Annotated in this window: 17 protein-coding genes and 1 tRNA gene; 16 read left to right on the forward strand and 2 right to left on the reverse strand. The window is 39.1% G+C overall.

Annotated elements, in window-relative coordinates; genetic code table 11:
* Positions 1-264: 264 nt before the first annotated feature.
* The 6 genes from J8L73_RS03475 to J8L73_RS03500 all read left to right on the forward strand — a co-directional run bounded on the left by J8L73_RS03475 (position 265) and on the right by J8L73_RS03500 (position 4,945).
* Positions 265-555, forward strand: a complete 291-nt coding sequence (locus tag J8L73_RS03475; protein WP_211014850.1) for a hypothetical protein — start codon at positions 265-267, stop codon at positions 553-555.
* 343 nt (positions 556-898) lie between these two features.
* Positions 899-1,711, forward strand: a complete 813-nt coding sequence (locus J8L73_RS03480; protein ID WP_247659554.1) for an EAL domain-containing protein — start codon at positions 899-901, stop codon at positions 1,709-1,711.
* Between the two features lie 126 nt (positions 1,712-1,837).
* Complete coding sequence (locus J8L73_RS03485; RefSeq protein ID WP_210999986.1) at positions 1,838-2,212, forward strand: Hpt domain-containing protein; 375 nt, start codon at positions 1,838-1,840, stop codon at positions 2,210-2,212.
* A gap of 9 nt (positions 2,213-2,221) precedes the next feature.
* Positions 2,222-3,619 carry a sigma-54 dependent transcriptional regulator gene (locus tag J8L73_RS03490; RefSeq protein ID WP_211014852.1) on the forward strand — a complete coding sequence of 466 codons (1,398 nt, stop codon included), beginning with the start codon at positions 2,222-2,224 and terminating at the stop codon, positions 3,617-3,619.
* A gap of 112 nt (positions 3,620-3,731) precedes the next feature.
* Positions 3,732-4,262 (forward strand): redoxin domain-containing protein, encoded by a 531-nt coding sequence (locus J8L73_RS03495; RefSeq protein ID WP_211014854.1) that lies wholly within the window; start codon positions 3,732-3,734, stop codon positions 4,260-4,262.
* Positions 4,263-4,498: 236 nt separating this feature from the next.
* Complete coding sequence (locus J8L73_RS03500) at positions 4,499-4,945, forward strand: Hsp20 family protein (protein ID WP_210999983.1); 447 nt, start codon at positions 4,499-4,501, stop codon at positions 4,943-4,945.
* A 59-nt stretch (positions 4,946-5,004) separates the two neighbouring features.
* Here J8L73_RS03500 and J8L73_RS03505 read toward each other — a convergent pair whose 3' ends face one another.
* The gene (locus J8L73_RS03505) at positions 5,005-6,561 is read right to left on the reverse strand and encodes a cryptochrome/photolyase family protein (RefSeq protein WP_211014855.1); all 1,557 of its coding nucleotides are present in this window, start codon (positions 6,559-6,561) and stop codon (positions 5,005-5,007) included.
* 327 nt (positions 6,562-6,888) lie between these two features.
* Positions 6,889-7,350 (reverse strand): globin domain-containing protein, encoded by a 462-nt coding sequence (locus J8L73_RS03510; RefSeq protein WP_210999981.1) that lies wholly within the window; start codon positions 7,348-7,350, stop codon positions 6,889-6,891.
* Between the two features lie 404 nt (positions 7,351-7,754).
* Here J8L73_RS03510 and J8L73_RS03515 point away from each other — a divergent pair.
* The 10 genes from J8L73_RS03515 (at position 7,755) to J8L73_RS03560 (ending at position 19,276) form a co-directional block, all read left to right on the forward strand.
* Positions 7,755-7,831: transfer RNA gene (locus tag J8L73_RS03515), tRNA-Met, on the forward strand.
* Positions 7,832-8,113: 282 nt separating this feature from the next.
* Positions 8,114-8,569, forward strand: coding sequence for a ribosome maturation factor RimP (gene rimP, locus J8L73_RS03520; RefSeq protein ID WP_210999980.1), 456 nt, complete (start codon positions 8,114-8,116; stop codon positions 8,567-8,569).
* Between the two features lie 38 nt (positions 8,570-8,607).
* A complete protein-coding gene (gene nusA, locus J8L73_RS03525; RefSeq protein ID WP_210999979.1) occupies positions 8,608-10,107 on the forward strand; it encodes a transcription termination factor NusA in 1,500 nt (499 codons plus the stop codon).
* A 25-nt stretch (positions 10,108-10,132) separates the two neighbouring features.
* Positions 10,133-12,793, forward strand: a complete 2,661-nt coding sequence (infB, locus tag J8L73_RS03530) for a translation initiation factor IF-2 (protein ID WP_058547406.1) — start codon at positions 10,133-10,135, stop codon at positions 12,791-12,793.
* A 109-nt stretch (positions 12,794-12,902) separates the two neighbouring features.
* A complete protein-coding gene (gene rbfA, locus J8L73_RS03535; RefSeq protein ID WP_210999978.1) occupies positions 12,903-13,310 on the forward strand; it encodes a 30S ribosome-binding factor RbfA in 408 nt (135 codons plus the stop codon).
* A complete protein-coding gene (gene truB / locus J8L73_RS03540) occupies positions 13,310-14,269 on the forward strand; it encodes a tRNA pseudouridine(55) synthase TruB (RefSeq protein ID WP_211014857.1) in 960 nt (319 codons plus the stop codon). The genes rbfA and truB overlap by 1 nt, the downstream gene beginning before the upstream one ends.
* A gap of 144 nt (positions 14,270-14,413) precedes the next feature.
* Positions 14,414-14,683 (forward strand): 30S ribosomal protein S15, encoded by a 270-nt coding sequence (gene rpsO, locus J8L73_RS03545; RefSeq protein WP_004585888.1) that lies wholly within the window; start codon positions 14,414-14,416, stop codon positions 14,681-14,683.
* A 338-nt stretch (positions 14,684-15,021) separates the two neighbouring features.
* Positions 15,022-17,148, forward strand: coding sequence for a polyribonucleotide nucleotidyltransferase (gene pnp / locus J8L73_RS03550; protein WP_210999977.1), 2,127 nt, complete (start codon positions 15,022-15,024; stop codon positions 17,146-17,148).
* A gap of 141 nt (positions 17,149-17,289) precedes the next feature.
* Positions 17,290-18,168 (forward strand): lipoprotein NlpI, encoded by an 879-nt coding sequence (gene nlpI / locus J8L73_RS03555; protein ID WP_211014859.1) that lies wholly within the window; start codon positions 17,290-17,292, stop codon positions 18,166-18,168.
* Complete coding sequence (locus J8L73_RS03560) at positions 18,155-19,276, forward strand: hypothetical protein (protein ID WP_211014861.1); 1,122 nt, start codon at positions 18,155-18,157, stop codon at positions 19,274-19,276. The genes nlpI and J8L73_RS03560 overlap by 14 nt, the downstream gene beginning before the upstream one ends.
* Positions 19,277-19,345: the final 69 nt, after the last annotated feature.

The raw sequence follows: 19,345 nt of genomic DNA on the forward strand, positions 1-19,345 counted from the left end.
TGAATTAATTAAAGTGTTTATGTAGTATTTAAAGGCTGTATTTTCATTTGAATTTTCATATTGAATTGCATATTGCAATTCAATATGGAGGTAGTATTGATAATATTGTTAGTATGAAATTTTATTAATACTTAATTCACACTAAGCTCCTGATTTAAAGGGTTAAATTATTTTTGTGTTTTATCCGCACTAGTTGGTATGGCTTTCGCAATATACCTATTAAGTAAATATGATTTAAATGTTTTACATTTTAAGAGGTGCGCAATGCAAACAAATACAAAAGCTAAACAACAGCCTAAAAGTATCAGCTGGGTTTTAACCCCGGAGATTATGGTTTTATCTTTTCTGCTTGTAGCAGCCTTGGTTGTAACGATTACTATACTGAGAGATTCAAGTTCACTTGAGCCGTTAGTCGATGTGAATTCAACGTCGTTTTTACAATCTGACATTGACAATACCCAACTTGTAAGCGAAACATTTGACGCTAAAAACATAAATTATGCACAGCACCTAGATACTCCAAAAAGAGATGAAAACGTAACTTTTTCAAACTGAGACTTTTGCGCAGGTAACTATGTTGCCTGCGTTTTTTTTACCTCTCTGATATCTCCTCCCTCCGCACATAAAGTCGCCGCAATCATTTGCTAAAAAATTAATATGATTCATCTGTTGTTCTAAGCATTCTTTAATAAGCCCCTAGGTAGCAATACAGTTAACAGATTTACTGCATTGCAATGTGAATTGCAAAATGCAAATGTAGATTGATATAAGTTTGTTTTTACTTTTAATAAGTTAAGTGTTTGATTTGTATGGCTTTTAATTGCACCTGTATGCAGTGAATATGGTCTGTAACTTGCTCTATTTAAAGTAGAATATCAGTCGAACTATGGAGCAAATAATGAATGCATTTAATACCCTAGAACCCACAAACCCAATAAACTTAGCTAGGTGGCATGAGCTTGAGCAAATCATGACTGATGCAATGCAAAATAATTATTTTAAAATGGTTTACCAGCCCTTAGTTTCACTTGCATCAGGTAAGCTCGTAGGGTTTGAATCCTTGGTTAGATGTGATTCACCTCGGTTTGGCATTGTTGGACCAGACGAATTTATACCTCATGTAGAGCAGTCTGGCATGATATTAGATTTAGGCGATTGGATTTTTGAACAAAGCTTATCTGACTTAAATCAAATGCGACAACTAGGTATGACCGATCTGACTATTTCATTAAATATTTCACCAGTACAAATTTTAGATGGAGACGTGTTTTCAAAAGTGATGGGGCTGCTTGAGAAACATAGCATACCTCCACAAGCTATAAAAGTTGAGTTAACAGAGACTGCGCTAATTCATAGTCCTACCAAAATAGCAAAAGCATTCGAGAATTTTCACAAAGAGGGCGTGAAAGTATGGATAGATGATTTTGGTACTGGTTATGCGTCACTTGGTTTACTGCGTCAGTTTGATATTGATGGTTTAAAAATAGACCGTAGTTTTGTAAGTGGTATTGCTATTAACAATGAAGATTTTACTCTATGCAGCGCAATTATTGCGATGGCCCAAAGGTTAGGTTTAGAAACTGTAGCAGAAGGCATAGAGGAGAATGAGCAGTTACAAATATTAGAGCAATTAGGGTGTGATATAGCTCAAGGTTACCTACTTGATAGGCCGCAAACCTTATCTAAAAGTATAGAAATTTGGGCTCCATGAAATATAGCACTCATTGTGATTTGCAAAATGCAAAAAACAAATTACTCTTATAATATAAATATTTAAATTTATCAGCTAATAGAGTGTATTAGTTAAGCTTATTATAATAAAAATTAAAGGACTTTTATGCCCATATCAGAGAAATTTGTTGATAAAAGTATCACAGAGCTCAATGTATTAGCTCAGCTTGAGAAAGATGTCGGGGTTGAGGTTTTAGCTAAATTAATAAAGCTATTTATTGATGAATTAATCACCATGAGTGAACAAATAAAAATAGCAATTGATAACGAAGATACTGTTAAGATTAAAGAAATAACCCATATATTAAAAAATTCAGCTGCTTTATATGGGGCAGCTCCTTTAGCAGCATTAGCAACTCAACTTCACGACTCACCGCCCGCCACCACGGCAGAAAACCTTCACTTAGCACTTATTATTCAGCACAATTTAGATAAAACCCACGATGCGTATCAAATCATCATTAACAATATAGGGATTTAAGGAGCTACCATGAATAATATAAATGATAAAAGGCTTGTATATATTGTTGAAGATAGCATTGCAAGTGGGGCTCTTTATGCGAGTCAGCTTGAACAAGCTGGGTATGAATGCAAGCATTTCACTGATGGTTATTCCGCTTTAGTCGGTATAAAAGAAGAGATGCCAGCGGTAATAGTGCAAGATGTATGTTTACCCGATATTAGTGGTCTAGAAGTACTTCAGTTCGTTAACAAACAGAAAACCCCAGCGAATGTGGTAATGATCACCTCAAACAGTTCTATTGATGTAGCTGTAGAAGCTATGAGATTAGGCGGTTTTGACTTTTTGGAAAAGCCTTTTACAGGACAGCGATTAATTAGCTCAGTAGAGAGCGCGTTAACTCCAAAAGAGCATGTAAAGACAAAGCCATCTGTGGATAAAAACACTAAAAATCAAGACTTTGTTGGTGAGTCTTTAGCAATGAAGACTGTTTTTAGGCTTCTTGACAGTGCAGCAAGAAGTAAAGCATGTGTATTTATAACGGGAGAAAGTGGCACAGGTAAAGAAGTCTGTGCACAAACCTTGCACGATGCAAGCCCCAGAAATAAAGGCCCTTTTATCGCAATTAACTGTGCGGCTATTCCTGCAGAATTATTTGAATCTGAGTTTTTTGGCCATGTTAAAGGGGCATTTAGTGGTGCTCTAAGTGACAGAAAAGGTGCTGTAGAAGTTGCCAATGGAGGGACTTTATTTTTAGATGAACTGTGTGAAATGGAGCTTAATTTACAAGCAAAATTATTACGCTTTTTGCAAACAGGTATCTTTAGCCGCGTAGGTAGTAGTGAGGTGTTGCACAGTGATGTACGTTTAGTGTGTGCTACAAACAGAAACCCCATTATTGAAGTGGCAGAAGGGCGTTTTAGGGAAGATCTATATTACCGTCTGAACGTTATACCTGTAAAACTGCCACCACTGAGAGAACGTGGCAACGATATATTGCTTTTAGCTGATTACATACTTAAACAAAAAAGTGACAGTAACGCTAAAAGTTTCATTAGCTTTTCTGAAGACGTTAAATCCTTGTTTTGTAATTATGATTGGCCAGGAAATATCCGAGAGCTGCAAAATGTAATAGAAAATACGGTTGTCATAAATGATGCTCAAGTAATAGAAAGAGAGATGCTACCAAGCTCATTTGGCTTAACTGCTTCTGTACCATCAACTAAGTCAATGCCATCTGCGAATATGAGCTCTTCAAACTCAATGCCTTCACCTATGGCTGTGCATGATATAGAACCATTATGGCAGGTAGAAAAAAGGGCCATCGAGAATGCAATTCAGGTGTGCGATGATAATATTCCTCTTGCCGCGGCTTATTTAGGAGTGAGTGCCTCAACCATTTATAGAAAAATAAAGGGGTGGTCTTAAATATTTATAGCGTTGTGATTACATTTTTCAGGTTGAATTAATATAAGTTACCCTAAGGTCTATGGGTAAGAGCAAAATCAATTTTTAATCTGAAAAGTAAAAGGAGAACGCCATGAGTAACACTAGGTTAAAGCCTGCGGATATTATGCCATCACTAATAGTGAGTGATGTAGACGAGCAAAAAATAGACTTAGTAGACAGAGTAAGTGACTCCCCTTGGAAAATGATTGTTGTTTATAGAGGTCAACACTGTCCTAAATGTACTGTGCAACTTAATGAACTTGCTAAAATGCATGAAGACTTTAAAGAGGCTGGCGTTGAAGTTGTTGCCGTTAGCGGCGATAGTCATGAGCAGCTTAATAAGCATTTTGAAAAAATAGATATCAACTTTCCAATTTACTACGGCTTAACCATTAAGCAAATGACCGATTTAGGGCTACATATTAGTGAGCCACGAAGTGATGCCGAAACAGATCACCCATTTGCAGAGCCGGGTATTTTTGTACTTAACGAAAAAAATCAGCTGCAAATGCTCGATATTTCAAACAGCCCTTTCGTTCGTCCTGATTTAGAGCAGTTGTTAGGTGGGATTAAGTTTTCACGAGAAAACGATTACCCAATCCGAGGCACGTTTATTAAATAGTCATATTTTTAAATGAATTAAAAAAGGCACAGTTATGTGCCTTTTTTATTTTATTTTGAATTTTTTTATTTAATTACTTGAAAACAAAATTACTGCCCATAAATAGTTAAGTGAAGACGCCTGATGGGTCTTTATTTAACAGAAGTAATTGAGATTTATATTATTAATTTAATTGTGTTGTACTTGTTCAAAAGAAAAGTAGCAACATTATATCGCTTAAATATGAGGATATTATTATGCGTACAGTAGACTTATCACCACTATACCGTTCATTCATTGGCTTTGATCACTTAGCATCTTTAATGGACGCAGCAGCACGTACAGACAAGCAACCGAGCTTTCCTCCGTACAACATAGAAGCACTCGATAAAGACAAGTACCGTATCACAATGGCGGTAGCAGGTTTTAGTGAAAGCGAGTTAACTATTGAGTCTGAAAACAACACGCTTAAAGTTGCAGGCACTAAAGCAAACAAAGATGAAAACACAGAGCGTAAATTTATTCATCAAGGTATTGCTGAGCGTAACTTTGAACGTAAATTCCAGTTAGGAGATCATGTAAAAGTACTTGGCGCAGATTTAGCCAATGGCTTACTAAGTATTGACTTAGAACGTGAGATCCCTGAAGCGTTAAAACCACGTAAAATTGAAATTGGTAATAGCAACCTAATAGAAGGTAAATAATCTTCTAAAGTACATTTTCCCCTGATTATTTAGCCGCCTCATTTGAGGCGGTTTTTACGTTATAAAGTATCTATGTTTTTGATATAAAGCTTCGCTTGCTCAAGAGTTTGTGTTTGAAGATCGAATGACTGTTTATCCCAGTTTTTATAAACCATGCCTATTCTAGGGTTAGATTGTAACCTACCTCTATGCTTGTTCATAAAGTGCCAATATAGGCTGTTCAGCGGACACGCGTTCTCACCTATTTTTTGCTTTACGTCGTATCGACAGCTTTTGCAGTAATCACTCATTTTATTGATATAATTACCACTTGCAGAATAGGGCTTGGTTGCAATAATACCGTCATCAGCAAACTGGCTCATACCTCGTGTGTTTGGCATTTCCACCCATTCTATGGCGTCTATATAAACGCCTAAATACCAATTATCTACTTCGTTCGGGTTCATGCCTGTTAATAAGCAAAAGTTCCCTATGACCATAAGTCGCTGTATATGGTGGGCATAAGCGGTCTCAAGGCTTTGGGTAAGTGCATGGCTTAAGCAGTTCATTTTTGTGTTTCCATCCCAGAAGTAGCGGGGTAGATTTTTCTTAGCATCTAGTTGATTTTTATCTGCATAATCAGGCATATTCACCCAATAAACAGCTCTTACATATTCCCTCCAGCCTAAAATTTGCCTAGTGAATCCTTCAACTTGTGAAATTGTTATTTGCTGGGGATTTTGTTCATATTCATTTAATACGCGTTTAATTACATAAAGGGGGTGAAGTATTTTTGCGTTTAATGCAAACGATAAGCGGCTGTGATACAAGCTGCTGTTATGGTTGGATTGATCTGTCATCGCATCTTGAAATTTCCCAAGGCGACTTAGCAAATTTTTACAAAAGTATTCTAAGCATTCAATAGCTTGCTTTCTGGTGGTTGGCCACTGAAGTAACTCATCTTTGATCTCACCAAAATATCCCACATTATGTTTTTTTAAACGAAAAATTATACTACTAACATCGTTATCAAACATTTTTGGGAGCGGGATATCAGCTAAATCTGTCTTTGAAAATTTATTGCGATTATTACTGTCATAGTTCCATTTGCCGCCTTGCGGTTTATCGCCATCCATCAATATATTGTATTGATTCCTCATGGCGCGATAAAAATGTTCCATTGTTACATGTTTATTTTTGGCGAATCGTTTAGTTATTTGCTCAAACGGTAATAAAAAGTGTTCTGAGTCAATTGCATTTACATGAAATGTACTGTCCTTTTTAAATCGATTCATTTGCTCTTTTAATCGATATTCATCTGGATATTGGTACTCTATAGCTGAGCAATTATAGTGCGCAGCTATGCGATTTAATAAACCAGGCAGGTGTTCATCGTCATGTGTTTCATCAAGCGTTAAATGAAGTACGTTAAACCCTGCATCTTCTAGTGCACTTGCAAAATTAGCCATGGCTGTAAAAAAAGCACATAACTTTTGAACATGATGTTTTACGTAATTTGTTTCTTGTTTAAGCTCTGCTATTAAATACAGAGTGTCATTGTCTTTATGCTTAAACCATGAATGAGAGGGGTTTAGTTGATCGCCTAATATGAGTCTGAGTGTTTTATAGTTTTTCATAACATGGCCAAATGATTTATATACGTCATTGAGCGGGAAATCGATCTTGGTAATTTAATGCAGTAGTAAAGTACCTTATCAAACTTACTGACACATAAATAAACCAGAGTGTTAGAGCCTAATAAAGCTGAGAACTAGATAAAATTTATAAAGTGCATATCTGAAAACAGCGATGTACCTTTATTAATGTTGAGTCAAATGAGTGTATTACTGATGGAGCGCAGCTTTCATTACATCGAGTTTAAATTAATAGGCGTTTTGAATATGCAGTGGTGTGTAATAAGAGGACAGAGCTCAACCGATTATAAAACCGGTTAAGCATTATAATTACGAATTATTACTTTGTTTTTGCTGAATCTTCTGTTGAAACGAAATCACGTTTGAGAAATTGAATAGGGTGCTGTTAGCAAATTTTTCAAAAAAGTTAAGCGCATCTCGCCAAGCAACCTGGCTTTCGTGGGTAAAATACCTGCCAAGGTGTTCTTTAAGCGTATCGTAAAAAGCATCAGCTAAAATAGATATATCATTTTGAGTTGCGCCTGACTTTTTTAAATAAGCTAAATGGTGTACTAAAAAAGGGGCAACCTGTGATGGCTTATTTATGTGTTTAACTATTCGCTCAAGCACGCAAAACAAAGTAAAACTTTTTTCGTTAAAATGCGACGCTGCAGGATAATCCATCTTTATATCAGATTCTGCCAATTTACTATGGAAGCGAGCTGTAAAGGCATGAAAATTCGGTTTAATAATTTTTAAATTATCTAACAATGCTGATTGTTGTGTATTCATTATTATCTCTTCGCAGTGAATTATAATTATTATTCTCAAATCTGTTTACGCTTTATTATAGCGGTGTGCTCAAATACTGCACGCTTTTCAATATTAAAGTATGGCTTTTGTCTTTTTTAACGTTATTTCTAGCTATTACGTGTGTATAAATCACACTTAAAACTGGTTAGCATAAGCATTTTAAATGTAGCCCAATTAATCAAGTATACAAAGTTACCGTGTTTTGTGAAGCTTATGATTCTAATGCCTATATAAAATTAGCATCTTGGGAACTGGTATTTTTAAAAACTAATTACTTATTATGGTTGCTAATTATGCCACACATCCTTATAATAGCGGCCATTGTTTAGTGTGTTGTAAAACACCTAACAGCGATATTAAATTTTAGGTTTGATATCTATTGGCGCGGGATGGAGCAGCCTGGTAGCTCGTCGGGCTCATAACCCGAAGGTCGTCGGTTCAAATCCGGCTCCCGCAACCAATTCTACTAGTAGGTATTACCTTACTAATTTATATCGCGCATTCTAAGTAATGCGCGTTTTGCGTTTTAAGCTATGTAGTTTAAATTTGGTCAGGTTATTGACCCGCAACCAAGCTTGGCCCTAGGCCACACAGTTTTATGCTTTATTGGTGTGACGCCCCGCTTGGTTCGGGGCGTTGTTGTATCTGCACCTTACGATTTGTGGCAAGTGTCATCAAATCAAAATTTAAACACAGTATTTTAGGGCTATAAGCCCTTTTTTTGTTTGTATGGAGGATTTTCGTGACAAAACTTGAACAAGATTTAGTAACCATGTTAACGCCTGCGGTAGAAATGTTAGGCTTTGAATTACATGGTCTTGAGTTTGTGCAAGCGGGTCGCCATTCTACCTTAAGAGTATATATTGCTCATGAGGATGGGATCTCAGTTGATAACTGTGCGGACGCAAGTCGCCAAATTAGTGCGATTTTAGATGTCGAAGACCCAATTACAAACGAATATGATTTGGAAGTATCGTCTCCTGGTGTTGATCGTCCATTATTCAAACAAGATCACTACGAGCAGGCGCAAGGAGAGGAAGTACGCGTACGTACTAAACTTCCACAAGATGGTCGTCGTAATTTTAAAGGCGACTTAGTAGCTGTTAGCAGCGATATGATCACACTATCTACTGATGGTGCAGAGTATTTAATCATGCTTAGTAACATCGAACGTGCGAATTTAATCGCAAAGTTTTAATTCGAGTGCGAAGGAATAGGGCAAGCGAGGCATTACCCATGGCAAAAGAGATATTATTAGTTGCTGAAGCCGTTTCCAATGAGAAAGCGGTTCCAAAAGAGAAGATTTTTGAAGCACTAGAGTTCGCTCTAGCGACAGCAACAAAGAAAAAACACGACGGCGAAATTGAAGTGCGCGTTGCAATTGACCGTAAAACGGGCGATTACGACACGTTCCGTCGCTGGCAGATTGCAGAAGTTCAAGAAGATGGTTCATTAGAAAACCCTTACAGCGAAATCACACTAGAAGCAGCTCAAGTTGAAGAACCTGATTTGCAAATGGGTGATTATGTTGAAGAACAGATTGAATCTATTAAATTTGACCGCATAACTACACAGATGGCAAAGCAAGTTATCGTACAAAAAGTACGTGAAGCTGAGCGCGCTTTAGTTGTAGAGGCTTATAAAGATCAAGAAGGCGAGCTTGTAACGGGTGTAGTTAAAAAAGCGACTCGTGATGCAATCGTACTTGATTTAGGTAACAACGCAGAAGCGGTTATTTACCGTGATGATATGCTACCACGTGAAAACTTCCGCCCGGGGGATCGTATCCGTGGTCTTCTATACGAAGTTAAACCAGAAGCACGTGGCGCGCAATTATTCGTTACGCGTTCAAAACCAGAAATGCTGATGGAGTTATTCCGCATTGAGGTGCCAGAAATTGGCGAAGAAATGATTGAATTACGTGCCGCAGCACGTGATCCAGGTTCTCGTGCTAAAATCGCTGTTAAATCTAACGACAAACGTATTGACCCTGTAGGTGCGTGTGTTGGTATGCGTGGCGCACGTGTTCAAGCTGTATCGTCAGAACTTGGCGGTGAGCGTGTTGATATCGTACTTTACGATGACAACCCGGCGCAGTTTGTTATTAACGCAATGGCACCTGCAGAAGTTGCTTCAATCGTAATGGATGAAGACACTCACTCAATGGATATCGCTGTTGAAGCAGATAACCTAGCACAAGCAATTGGTCGCAATGGTCAAAACGTTCGTTTAGCAAGCCAATTAACTGGCTGGGAGCTAAATGTTATGACTGTTGAAGACATGCGTACTAAAAATGAAGCTGAGTCAGATAAGTTAATTAACTTATTTACTGAAAACTTAGACATCGATGATGAGTTTGCATCACTACTTATCAACGAAGGTTTCTCTACACTTGAAGAAGTAGCGTATGTACCTGCATCAGAGTTTTTAGAAATTGATGGCTTAGATGAAGAAACAGTAGACGTTTTACGTTCACGTGCAAAAGACGCGTTAACGACTAAAGCACTTAAAACGGAAGAAAGCTTAGAGGGTGTAGAACCAGCTGAAGACTTACTTGCGCTTGAAGGCTTAGAGCGTCATTTAGCATTTGTTATGGCAAGTAAAGGTGTAGTTACACTTGAAGACTTAGCTGAGCAAGGCATCGACGAACTAGTTGATATTACAGAGCTATCGCCTGAAAAAGCAGGTGAATTAATCATGGCTGCACGTAATATTTGTTGGTTTGCAGACGAGTAATTTATTAACGGAGGTATTACACACTATGGCAGAAGTAAACGTTGAAAAACTAGCCGGCGATATAGGTACAACTGTTGATAAATTGCTACAGCAGTTTTCACAAGCGGGTATCACTAAGCAGGCAACTGATAATGTAACTGAAGCAGAAAAAGCGACGTTACTTGATCATTTAAGCAAGCAACATGGCGGTACTGGCTCAGATGGCCCAGCGCGTATGACTTTACAACGTAAGAGCAAAAGCACGTTAAGTGTGACTGGTTCTACGGGTAAAGCAAAAGATGTTCAAGTTGAAGTTCGCAAAACACGTACATACGTGAAGAAAAGCGCAATGGAGCAAGAACAAGAGCAACAACGCCTAGCCGCAGAAGAGAAAGCGCGTCTTGAAGAGCAGCAAAAAGCTGCACAAGAAGCCGCTGAATTAAAAGCGAAACAAGAGGCAGAACGTAAAGCGAAAGAAGACGCTGATCGTAAAGCCAAAGAAGAAGCTAAACGCAAAGCAGATGCAGAGCGTAAAGCTAAACAACAGCAGATGACCCCAGAGCAAAGTGCTAAGTCTGAGAAAGATCGCATCGAAGCTGAGCGTCTGCAAAAAGAAGCAGAAGAGGCCGCATTGAAGAAAGCTGAAGAAGAAGCGAAACGTCAAGCAGAAGAGGCAAGAAAGCTAGCTGAAGAGAATTCAGCACGCTGGAAGAAAGAAGAAGAAGAACGTAAGAAACGCGAAGAAACTGCGGATCATCACCTTACGACTTCAACTTACGCACGTGAAGCAGAAGATGTTGCCGATGCTCGTGATGAGCAAGGTACACGCCGTGCGAAGAAAAAGAAAAAAGCACCAGCAAAAGATAAATTTGCTGCGTCTAGAGGCCGTAACAAGTCTAAGTTAAAAGCACCAGCATCGCTGCAGCATGGTTTCCAAAAACCAACAGCTGACGTTAAAAACGAAGTGCGCATTAGCGAAACAATTACAGTTGCCGAGCTTGCATCACGCATGGCTGTTAAAGGCGCTGAAGTTGTGAAAACAATGATGAAAATGGGTGACATGGTTACCATTAACCAAGTAATTGACCAAGAAGCAGCACAACTTGTTGCTGAAGAAATGGGTCACAAGGTTATCATCGTTAAAGAAAACGAATTAGAGCAAACAGTACTAAATGACCGCCATGAAGATGGTAAGTCTGAGCCGCGCGCGCCAGTAGTAACTGTAATGGGTCACGTTGACCATGGTAAAACATCTACACTAGATTACATTCGTTCAGCGAAAGTTGCATCTGGCGAAGCAGGTGGTATTACACAGCACATTGGTGCATACCACGTTGAAACAAACGGCAGCATGATCACGTTCTTAGATACTCCTGGTCACGCCGCGTTTACATCAATGCGTGCTCGCGGTGCTAAAGCGACTGATATCGTAATCCTAGTAGTTGCAGCGGATGATGGCGTAATGCCACAAACTAAAGAAGCGGTTCAGCATGCTCGTGCAGCTGGCGTTCCTTTAATCATCGCAGTAAACAAAATGGATAAAGAAGGCGCAGATCCAGATCGCGTTAAAAACGAACTAGCGCAGCTAGACGTTATTCCTGAAGATTGGGGCGGCGATACGCAGTATGTTCATATCTCAGCTAAAACTGGTTTAGGTATTGATGACCTTCTAGAGGCTGTACTTATGCAATCTGAGCTTTTAGAGCTTACAGCTCCTTCTACAGGTATGGCTGCAGGTGTTGTAATTGAATCTCGTCTTGATAAAGGCCGTGGTCCAGTTGCATCTATCCTAGTTCAATCTGGTACGCTTAACCAAGGTGACATTGTATTATGTGGTCTTGAGTATGGCCGTGTTCGTGCAATGCGCGATGAAAACGGTAAAGACATCAAATCGGCTGGTCCTTCTATTCCAGTTGAGATTTTAGGTCTTTCTGGTATTCCAGCTGCGGGTGATGAAGCGACTGTAGTTAAAGATGAGCGTAAAGCGCGTGAAGTTGCTTTATACCGTCAAGGTAAATTCCGCGATGTTAAACTTGCTCGCCAGCAAAAAGCGAAGCTTGAAAACATGTTCACTAACATGGCTGAAGGCGATGTTTCTGAAGTTAACGTGGTACTTAAAGCAGACGTTCAAGGTTCAATCGAAGCGATTTCTGACTCACTAACTAAACTTTCTACTGATGAAGTAAAAGTGAAGATTGTAGGTTCAGGTGTTGGTGGTATCACTGAAACTGATGCAACACTTGCTGCAGCGTCTAACGCAATCGTAGTTGGCTTTAACGTTCGTGCTGATGCATCTGCACGTAAAGTAATTGAGACTGAAAACTTAGACCTACGTTACTACAGCGTAATCTACAGCTTAATTGACGAAGTTAAACAAGCAATGTCAGGTATGTTAGCACCAGAGTTTAAGCAAGAGATCATTGGTCTTGCTGAAGTGCGTGACGTATTTAAGTCTCCAAAAATTGGCGCTATCGCTGGTTGTATGGTTACTGAAGGTGTTGTTAAACGTAGTGCGCCAATTCGTGTACTTCGTGATAATGTTGTTATTTACGAAGGTGAGCTTGAGTCACTTCGTCGCTTTAAAGACGATGTTGCTGATGTTCGTAACGGCATGGAATGTGGTATCGGCGTTAAGAACTACAATGACGTTCGCGTTGGTGACCAAATCGAAGTATTCGAAACAGTTGAAGTACAACGTACACTTTAATTGCTCGTGAGCTAAGATTGTAAATGGGGGCTTAGCCCCCATTTGTGTATCCATTATTAAATTATCTTATTATTAAATTTCAATAAGTTATTATTTTAGGACAAATGCAATGAGAGAGTTTTCTCGCACTGATCGTGTTGCTCAGCAAATTCAAAAAGAAATTGCTGTAATTTTACAACGCGAAATTAAAGATCCACGCTTAGGTATGGTGACAGTGTCTGCGGTAGAAGTATCGCGCGACTTATCTTACGCTAAAGTATTTATCACAGTATTTAATACTGAAGATGAAAATGCAGCGAAGCAAAGCGCAAAAATACTTAACGAAGCTACGGGTTATATCCGTTCGTTATTAGGTAAACGTATTCGTGCACGCATAATGCCAGAGCTTAAGTTTGTTGTAGACAACTCACTTATGGAAGGTATGCGTATTTCTAACTTAGTAGATTCGGTTATTCGTGAAGATAATGCTAAGCATGTAGATGACGAAACAGATAGCGAAGAAGGCACTAAAGACTAATGGCAAGACGCAGTAAAGGCCGTCCGGTTGACGGTATTTTGTTGTTAAACAAACCAGAAGGTATTTCGTCTAACAAAGCGCTGCAACGAGCGAAAGGTATTTATTTTGCTCAAAAAGCAGGGCATACAGGTGCACTCGACCCACTAGCAACAGGTATGCTTCCTATTTGTTTTGGTGAAGCGACAAAGTTCACTCAGTTTTTACTCGATATAGACAAAACCTATGTAGTACGCGCTAAATTAGGTGAACGTACAACAACATCAGACTCTGATGGGGAAATTGTTAGTACTAAAGACGTAAACGTAACGTATGAACAGCTAGAGCGTGAAATTGCGGCCTTTTTAGGTGAATCAGATCAGTATCCATCAATGTATTCAGCGCTTAAGTATGAGGGTAAGCCTTTATACAAGTACGCACGAGAAGGCATTGAAGTACCTCGTAAATGCAGAAAAATTAACGTATTTAGTTTAACGCTAGATGAGTTTGATGGGCAAACTAACGAAGTACAAATGACTGCGCATGTGTCAAAGGGTACGTATATTCGTACTATTGTTGATGATTTAGGCGAAAACCTAGGGTGTGGCGCACATGTTATTATGCTTCATCGCTCAGCTGTAGGGCACTACCCAACAGATAAAATGGTAACGCTTGATGAAGTGCAAGCCTTGTTAGATAAAGCTAAAGATGAAGAAATATCACCATCTACTTACCTTGATGAGTTATTACTACCTATGGACACTGCTTTAGTTGGTCTTCCTGTTGTAGAAATAACAAAAGAACAAGGGTCGGTGTTTAGTCATGGGCAAGCTGTAGATACAGCAACAGATTTACCTGATGGCCCAATTAAAGTACTTGCTGATGGTGTGTTTATCGGCACTGGCGAGCGTAATCCAAATGGGCAGTTAAAGTCTAAACGTGGACTTGCAAGCCAACAAGATGACTACAAAAAGCCAGAATAAGTACCATACTGAATGCCCTAAGGGTATCTTTAGTATAATTAGCTTGTAGTTATTCCCATAGTTGGTAGAATACGCCCGCTTAATCGTTTTGGCTGAATTAGTGATCGGCTAAGACACCTTTTAAATTTAATTTTTGGAGTTACTATGTCACTAAGCAATCAAGAAAAAATCGATATCATTGCTAAATTTGCACGTGCAGAAGGCGACACTGGTTCACCTGAAGTACAAGTAGCATTACTTACTTTTGATATCAACAAGCTTCAAGGTCACTTTGCTGACCACAAGCATGACTTCCACTCACGTCGTGGTCTGCTTCGTAAAGTAAGTACTCGCCGTAAATTGCTTGATTACCTTAAAGGTAAAGATATCTCGCGTTATACTGCGTTAATCCAAGAGCTTGGCCTACGTCGCTAAGAACTTGATTACGAGAAAAGGAGCTTTATAGCTCCTTTTTTTGTGCCTAAATTTCGTAGCCCGACAACATACCTTCAATTTAAACGCCTTGAAATATAAATAAAACAATTGATAAATGATAAGGCTAAAGTGATTACTTTTATCTTGGGGTAGACTCGCAATTTTACGTCGCTTTGGTATATACTATGCGCGTAGATGAATAGGTTATCTGCAGTCATTAAAAATTTTGCCAATTGTAGTACTTAATTGATTTCCAACTGAATACAATTATGTACTGTAATTGGCCCTTTTAATGACACTTATTAATGAAATATAAAAACATTTAAGGAATATTTTAAGTGCAAGCAATTATTAAAGAATTTCAACTAGGTCAACACACTGTAACCCTAGAAACAGGTGCAATCGCACGTCAAGCAGACGGCGCAGTATTAGCAAGCATTGGCGATACTTCAGTTTTAGTAACTGTTGTTGGTAAGCGTGAAGCTCAACCTGGCCAAGACTTTTTCCCACTTACTGTTAACTACCAAGAGCGTATGTACGCTGCTGGTCGTATCCCTGGTGGTTTCCTTAAGCGTGAAGGTCGTCCTAACGACGGTGAAACACTTATTGCACGTCTTATTGACCGTCCAATTCGTCCTCTTTTCCCAAGCGGTTTTGTTAACGAAGTACAAGTTATTGCAACTGTTGTATCTGTAAACCCTGAGATCCAACCAGATATGGTTGCGATGATTGGTACATCAGCAGCACTTGCTATCTCTGGTATCCCGTTCAGTGGTCCAATTGGTGCATCACGTGTTGGTTACATCAACGGTGAATACGTACTTAACCCTACACTAAAAGAGCTTGAAGAAAGCCAACTTGATTTAGTTGTAGCAGGTACTGATAACGCAGTACTAATGGTTGAATCAGAAGCTGACGTACTTGCAGAAGACGTTATGCTAGGTGCTGTTGTATATGGTCATGAGCAATCTCAAGCTATCATCACAGCAATTAACGAATTTAAAGCAGAAGCGGGCAAGCCTACATGGGATTGGTCAGCACCTGAGAAAAACGTATCGCTTGAAGAAAAAGTAGCAGAACTTGCAGCTGAAAAAGTAGGTGAAGCTTACCGCATTACAGATAAAGTAGCGCGTAAAGAAGCACTTGGCGTAGCTAAAGATGCAGTAATTGAAGCATTAACAAGCGAACTTGCTGAAGGCGAAACGCTTGATAAGCAAGAAGTTGGTAAAGTATTCGGTTCTCTTGAGAAGAAAATCGTTCGTGGCCGTATCGCTGCTGGCGAAAAACGTATCGATGGTCGTGAACCAGATATGATTCGTGCACTAGATGTAATGACTGGCGTATTACCGCGTACTCACGGTTCTGCTATCTTTACACGTGGTGAAACTCAAGCATTAGTTACCGCTACACTTGGTACAGAACGTGATTCACAGTTAATCGATGATTTAACGGGTACACACAAAAACCACTTTATGCTTAACTACAACTTCCCTCCATTCTGTGTTGGTGAAACTGGTTTTGTAGGGTCTCCTAAGCGTCGTGAAATCGGCCACGGTAACCTAGCTAAACGTGGTATTGCAGCTGTAATGCCTACACTTACTGAGTTCCCTTACTCAATCCGTGTGGTATCTGAAATCACTGAATCAAACGGTTCATCTTCAATGGCATCTGTATGTGGTACTTCACTAGCACTTATGAACGCGGGTGTACCAATTAAAGCATCTGTTGCGGGTATCGCAATGGGCTTAGTTAAAGAAGAAGAAAACTTTGTAGTTCTTTCTGATATCTTAGGTGATGAAGATCACTTAGGCGACATGGACTTTAAAGTAGCAGGTACAACAAACGGTATTACTGCACTTCAAATGGATATCAAAATTGAAGGTATCACTCAAGAAATCATGCAAATTGCGCTTAAACAAGCAAAAGCTGCACGTTTACACATTCTAAATGTGATGGACGAAGCGATTTCTGCTCCTTCTGAAGAGCTATCTATGTTTGCACCACGTATTTACACAATGCAAATTCCACAGAAGAAGATTGCAGAAGTAATTGGTAAAGGTGGCGCTACTATTCGTCAACTTACTGAAGAAACTGGTACAACAATTGAAATCGGTGATGATGGTACTATTAAGATTGCCGCTACAGATGGCGAAAGTGCAGCTAATGCAATTAGCCGTATTGAGCAATTAACAGCTGAACTTGAAGTAGGTACTATCTACGAAGGTAAAGTTGTACGTATCGTAGACTTCGGCGCGTTTGTAAACATTCTTCCAGGTAAAGATGGCTTAGTGCATATCTCTCAAATCAGTACTGAGCGTGTTAACAATGTTTCTGACCACTTAAGTGAAGGTCAAGAAGTTAAAGTTAAAGTACTAGAAGTTGACCGTCAAGGTCGTGTACGTCTAAGTATTAAAGAAGCAATGGAATCAGCAGCTCCAGCAGCTGATGAGTCAAAAGACGCATAATTGCTAACTTATTAATCTAGCTATATTAGCTAGATAGTAAAAAAGGGGCTGTTTAGCCCCTTTTTTTATGCTTTAATGAAACCTTACTAGACAAGGTCTGTCTTATATTTATCGCGATATATCTTGGTATTAAGGATTTTAATGATACTCAAACATTTAGCTTTGGCATCTTTTGCTATTTTGTCTTTAAGCGCTTGCCAAACTACAACTGAAACAGAGCCAACACCCATTGTTAATGTGCCTTTTACAGCACCTTTAGCTTCAGACTTTAGAAGTGAAATTGCTATAGCTCGTTATTCTGAGTTATTAAATAGAGCCGACTTAAGTGAAGAGCAGCAAGCTAAGCTTTACTATGACCGGGGTGTACTTTTTGATAGCCTAGGCATGACCACTCTTTCACGCATAGATTTTAACCGTGCGGTTAAACTTAAGCCCGATTTAGCTGAGGTGTATAACTTTTTAGGTATTCAACATACGCTGATGCAGCAATACGAAAAAGCCTATGAGTTTTTTGATTCAGCACTTGAACTAGATGAAGAGCACGAGTATGCCTATTTAAATAGAGGTATTGCTCTTTATTACGGTGATAGAGCAGGCCTTGCTAAAAACGATTTTGATGAGTTTTTAGCGCGCTCTCCAAACGATCCATACCGTGTTTTATGGGTTTACTTAGCAAGTGCCCAAGACGATAAAGTTAAGGCGTTGGAGTCACTTAAAACCAATGCAACAGCACTTGATGAGTCACAGTGGGCATATCAATTAATATCACTTTATACCGGTGATATGAGTGAACATGCTTTTTTATCAGGTATTAGTGACGGGGTTAAAACTGAGCAGGAGTATGCGCAGCGTTTATGTGAAGCGTATTTTTACTTAGCTAAAATGCATCAGGCAGCGGGTGAAGAGTACTTAGCTGCAGATTACTTTAGACTCGCACTTGCTACCAATGTGCATGAGTTTATTGAGTATAAATACGCGCGTTTAGAACTTGAGTTGATGGCGGGTGTTGACGCAAGTTAACCGTATTAAGTTAATAGGTGTATTACTGTGTAGCCTGATTATTTCAGGCTCAAGTAATCACCATGGCAGAATTGGCTTTTGGAATGTACTAAGCACCAAAGCAAATGTGCTACAAAGTTATTGGAATTTTCCCACTTATTTTTCACACCATTTAGCCGCGCTACCTAACGCCCTCTTGGCAAAACTTGCGCGTCATTCAGTACCCATCGCACAATACACTTACTCTTTGAGGCTTTTAGATGATAAGCAAGGGGATACGGCAAAGAAGTTTTGGTTTGCGAGCATAAATGAGTTAACCATTTCGCAGCGTAAAACATTAGCTAAGCATCTGCTTGAGCAAGCTAGGTGGGGCGATTTAAAATTACTTGCGAGCATAAATTCTCTGCCAGCAGGAGATGTGCTAAATCACCTAAAACTTGAAACAAAAACACCGCAAAATAGAGTTTCAAGTACGTTTATAAATAAGCTTGGTTTTGCATCGTTGCAGGATCAATTTAAGCCAGATGCACAATGTATGTTTAATGTATTAGCGATGAGCGATCATCGTAGTGGCTTATATAAACTTTCTGAGCTTATTAATACCTACAATAAGCAGCCAGAGCCAAAAGAAAATATTTTTTGTTTTTCAAAACCTATTTATGTTGCGGGCACTATTGAGTGTAACCACAGTACTAATCAAGCGGCAAAGTGCCAGTGGGAAACATCTTTGCTCAAAAAACAACTCCCGAAAAACTTCGACTTTATTATTATGATGCCAAGGCAGGGCATGGCAAATGTAAGCAATGGCACTATGCTCGTTAATTCTAGAGCAAATTACAGCGTGTTTTTACATGAATTAATGCATTTTAGCGGCTTTGAAGATGAATACGTTCTATCTCAATCTAAACAAGCATGGCTATGTAGGCTAAGTGGCTACGTTGCCCCTAATTTATATATTTCTCATAATGACGATGCACCAATAGGCTGGCATAAAGCAAAAAGTTGTCAAAAAGGAGGAGTAGCTTACAAACCCAGCAAAAATTGGTCTATTATGCAGTATCAACAATTAGGGCTCTCGGCTCAATACAGGGAACTTTGGTTGAATCATCTAGATATGATTGGCGAATAACTACAATGCCACGCTTATACGCTTACAATCGCAAATAAAGCTATATAAAAGTGGAAGTTACTCTAGTTT

The sequence above is a fragment of the Pseudoalteromonas sp. MMG006 genome (genome assembly GCF_018101025.1).
Classification (GTDB): Bacteria; Pseudomonadota; Gammaproteobacteria; order Enterobacterales; family Alteromonadaceae; genus Pseudoalteromonas.